Origin of the sequence: Barnesiella sp. CU968 (assembly GCF_905219685.1) — a bacterium.
GTDB classification, from domain to species: domain Bacteria; phylum Bacteroidota; class Bacteroidia; order Bacteroidales; family Muribaculaceae; genus Lepagella; species Lepagella muris_A.
On the sequence record NZ_CAJMXD010000351.1, the window covers coordinates 1 to 3,043 of the forward strand.

Sequence of the window (3,043 nt, forward strand, 5' to 3'; positions counted from 1 at the left end):
AAGAAAAGCGGTTGCAACGGATTTACTGATGATGAGATTTTCGGAAAAGCCGTACACTACTTTGAGGAAAACGAGATAGAGGTGGGCAATCCTATCAACTGCAAAGTGGTGGTAAACCATACGGTAGAGTTGACCGAGGAAGAAAAGGAACAGGCACGACAGGACGCGATAGAACGTCTGCGCCAAGAGGAAATGGCAAAGATGCGCAAGCACTCCCAACCCAAGCCGACCACCGAGAAGAAAACCCAAGATGTTCAACCAAGTCTTTTTGACTTTTAACACCACACCGCTATGACACCCAAGACCAAGATACAGAAAGAGGTTGCAAGACTATCGGCTACCCTCAGCCCAATATCTGACGCTCAGTTTGAATGGGCATACAAACATTGCATCGAACACATTGCCTACCGCACCAAGAATGGCACGATGACTTGCTCCGACTGCGGTCATGTATGGCACAGCAAAAGCACCCTTGCCGATAATCTATGCGGTTGCCGATGCCCAATCTGCGGTTCTGAACTCAAAGTGCAGGAAACACGCAGGCGCACTATGAACCAGACACGATATTTCAGCGTGATAACCACCTGCAAAGGTTTTCAAGTTATCCGTGTGTCGCAAGTTAAATATGTCAGCCGTAAGGGGCAGCCTATGCAGTTTTACTGCCATGAGGTAGTCCAAAGGTGGATTTCTTCCAACGGCAAAGTCACCGATATGGCTCTACTCCGTGGCTTTCCATTCTACTACTGCGATGTATGGGCATTGGACAGCGATATGGAAGTAAGACCGCACAACAGCCTATATGACGAGGTTGTGGCATGGGGCGATGTTTATCCAAGAATGTCAATTCTTCCGCAACTTAAGCGAAATGGCTTCAAAGGCGATTTCCACGGAGTATCTCCCGTGCGTCTTTTCAAGGCTCTCCTTTCCGACCAACGGATTGAAACGCTGATGAAAGCCGGAGAGATTGAGGAAATGAAATACTTTCTCTCCAATCGCACGACTGCCGACAATCTTTGGGCATCGTATCTGATAGCCAAACGCCACCACTATCAAATCAACAATATCGGAATGTGGTGTGACTATCTGATGATGCTGAAGAATTTGGATAAGGATATTCGCAATCCCAAGAACATCTGCCCACAAGATTTTATCGAGGCACACGACCGAGTCAATAGGCTTATTGACGCCAAGAGGGAGAAAGCGAGAGCCGAGCGTGAACGGCAATATGAGATAGAAAGGCGTGAGCGTGAGCAACAGAGGTTACTCAAAGAAAAGGAGAATGAAGATAAGTTCATTGCCTTAAAATCCAAGTTCTTCGGATTGGTAATCACTGACAACGAGTTGACAATCAAAGTGCTTGAAAGCATAGATGAATACTATGAGGAAGGCAGGATGCAGGACATCTGCGTGTTCGGAGCGGGATATTACCGCAAGGAAGACACCCTAATTCTTTCCGCAAGGATTGGCGATGAGATAATTGAAACCGTTGAGGTTGACTTAAAGACCCTCAAAGTGGTGCAGTGCCACGGCAAATACAACAAGGACACCAAATACCACAACCGCATCATCAACCTTGTCAACAACAACGCCAAGCTAATCCGCAAGAGAATGACCGCCTGAATGTTTAATCCGACCTGCGTCAGCATTGGCGCAGGTCACAACACCCCACAAGATATGAACGTGATAATTGAAAGTCTGATATTTGACTTTGACGATAAGATAAGAGCGGTTGTGCTTGACCTCATAAACCGCATATTGCTGACACGCAATGAAACCGAACTGAGGGAAACGGTAGCCGTATGCGCCGAGCGTACCGACCTCAACAAGTTTTTCCTATATGGCTACGGCAAACACCACTTTTGGGTAAAGCAACGCCTTGTCAGCGACCCAGTAAAGACATTCGACCAGCGAATGATGATTGTGAATTTCTAAAACACTTATGAATATGGCAACGAGAATGACCGCCAACGGAGTGAGCACAACCACCGCTCACGGCACTGAACAATACGAAACTTTCTACTCTGCCCATCGTGGCAAGCGGATAAGCCGTGTGATGTACGACTACCGAGATAACTACAACGAGCTGTTCTCTTGTGTCGCTCCCACACTCGCAGAGTGCAGACGCAAACGTGATGAATGGCTCAACAAGAAACATAACACTCAAAATAAAGCACTATGGACAATCAGATAGCAGCAACCATACTCCGACAAATCGGAGGCAAGCGGTTTGTGGCAATGACCGGAAGCCACAACTTCATCAACCTCGGCAACGGATTGAGAATGAGCCTTAGCCGTAACAAGACATCGGCTAACCGTCTTGAAATCATCTATGATGCAGGCGCAGACCTCTACAATGTGAGGTTCTACCGTCTATCGTTCAGCCGCAAGACTTTTGAGGTCAAAATCAAGGACATCAAGACCTATGAAGGTGTCTATTGCGATATGCTTGAGGACATCTTTTCAGATGTGACCGGTATGCACCTTTATATGTAAAGATATTATTTGCCAAATCGTAATATGACAAGTGGCGCGACCCTGTGATAGAGTTGCGCCACTGATTTTGCTGAAAATTTCGGCCGCCCAAAGGCGGCGTTTGGCTTGCATCTTAATTACCGCACATACAGGGCGGCAAACTCGGTCAGCCTACGCTGGTGCAGTTGCTTGTGCCACTTGCCTTTGTAGCGGCAATGGGCGGTGTATTCCTTGAAAATGTTTCTATCGCCACGGCGGAGTTTTTTCAGGATTGAGGATTTGTTGACTACTCCGGGCCCGCAGTTATAGGCTAATGCGCCTAACAGCACGCTGTCTTTGCCGTATTGTGAGTATAGAGCACAGAATTTGCGGAGGTCTTTTCGCAGTAGCGCGTCGGCTTGAGCCTCGGTCAGTTGCACACCTCGGCGATATGGTTCTCCCGGCTGTACGCAATGACCGTAGCCCACATAAGGCTTATCAAAAGCTATGGATAAGCCCTATTATCAAAAGTATAACGTTATCCAAAGCAATATTGACTATGAACATGTATATCATTGCACACCAATTTATC

General features: G+C 47.1%; 5 protein-coding genes and 1 pseudogene. 5 read left to right on the forward strand and 1 reads right to left on the reverse strand.

The window, feature by feature from the left end:
* From JX312_RS11280 to JX312_RS11300, 5 genes are all read left to right on the forward strand, one after another.
* Positions 1–279, forward strand: a 279-nt coding sequence (locus JX312_RS11280; RefSeq protein ID WP_204458067.1) for a PcfK-like family protein, incomplete at its 5' end; no start/stop codon positions are given.
* Positions 280–291: 12 nt separating this feature from the next.
* Positions 292–1,620, forward strand: a complete 1,329-nt coding sequence (locus JX312_RS11285; protein WP_148464621.1) for a PcfJ domain-containing protein — start codon at positions 292–294, stop codon at positions 1,618–1,620.
* A 54-nt stretch (positions 1,621–1,674) separates the two neighbouring features.
* Positions 1,675–1,932, forward strand: a complete 258-nt coding sequence (locus JX312_RS11290) for a hypothetical protein (RefSeq protein WP_148464622.1) — start codon at positions 1,675–1,677, stop codon at positions 1,930–1,932.
* 13 nt (positions 1,933–1,945) lie between these two features.
* Positions 1,946–2,191 (forward strand): DUF3873 domain-containing protein, encoded by a 246-nt coding sequence (locus JX312_RS11295; protein ID WP_148464623.1) that lies wholly within the window; start codon positions 1,946–1,948, stop codon positions 2,189–2,191.
* The gene (locus JX312_RS11300; protein WP_148464624.1) at positions 2,176–2,493 is read left to right on the forward strand and encodes a hypothetical protein; all 318 of its coding nucleotides are present in this window, start codon (positions 2,176–2,178) and stop codon (positions 2,491–2,493) included. The genes JX312_RS11295 and JX312_RS11300 overlap by 16 nt, the downstream gene beginning before the upstream one ends.
* Positions 2,494–2,609: 116 nt before the next feature.
* Here JX312_RS11300 and JX312_RS11305 read toward each other — a convergent pair.
* Positions 2,610–2,945: pseudogene (locus JX312_RS11305) on the reverse strand (glycoside hydrolase family protein); the annotation flags it as partial.
* Between the last annotated feature and the right edge of the window lie 98 nt (positions 2,946–3,043).

Excerpts from the sequence above, each read along its gene's own strand:
- JX312_RS11285 (WP_148464621.1), top strand. The coding sequence starts at position 292 with ATGACACCCAAGACCAAGATACAGAAAGAGGTTGCAAGACTATCGGCT.
- JX312_RS11290 (WP_148464622.1), top strand. The coding sequence starts at position 1,675 with ATGAACGTGATAATTGAAAGTCTGATATTTGACTTTGACGATAAGATA.
- JX312_RS11295 (WP_148464623.1), top strand. The coding sequence starts at position 1,946 with ATGGCAACGAGAATGACCGCCAACGGAGTGAGCACAACCACCGCTCAC.
- JX312_RS11300 (WP_148464624.1), top strand. The coding sequence starts at position 2,176 with ATGGACAATCAGATAGCAGCAACCATACTCCGACAAATCGGAGGCAAG.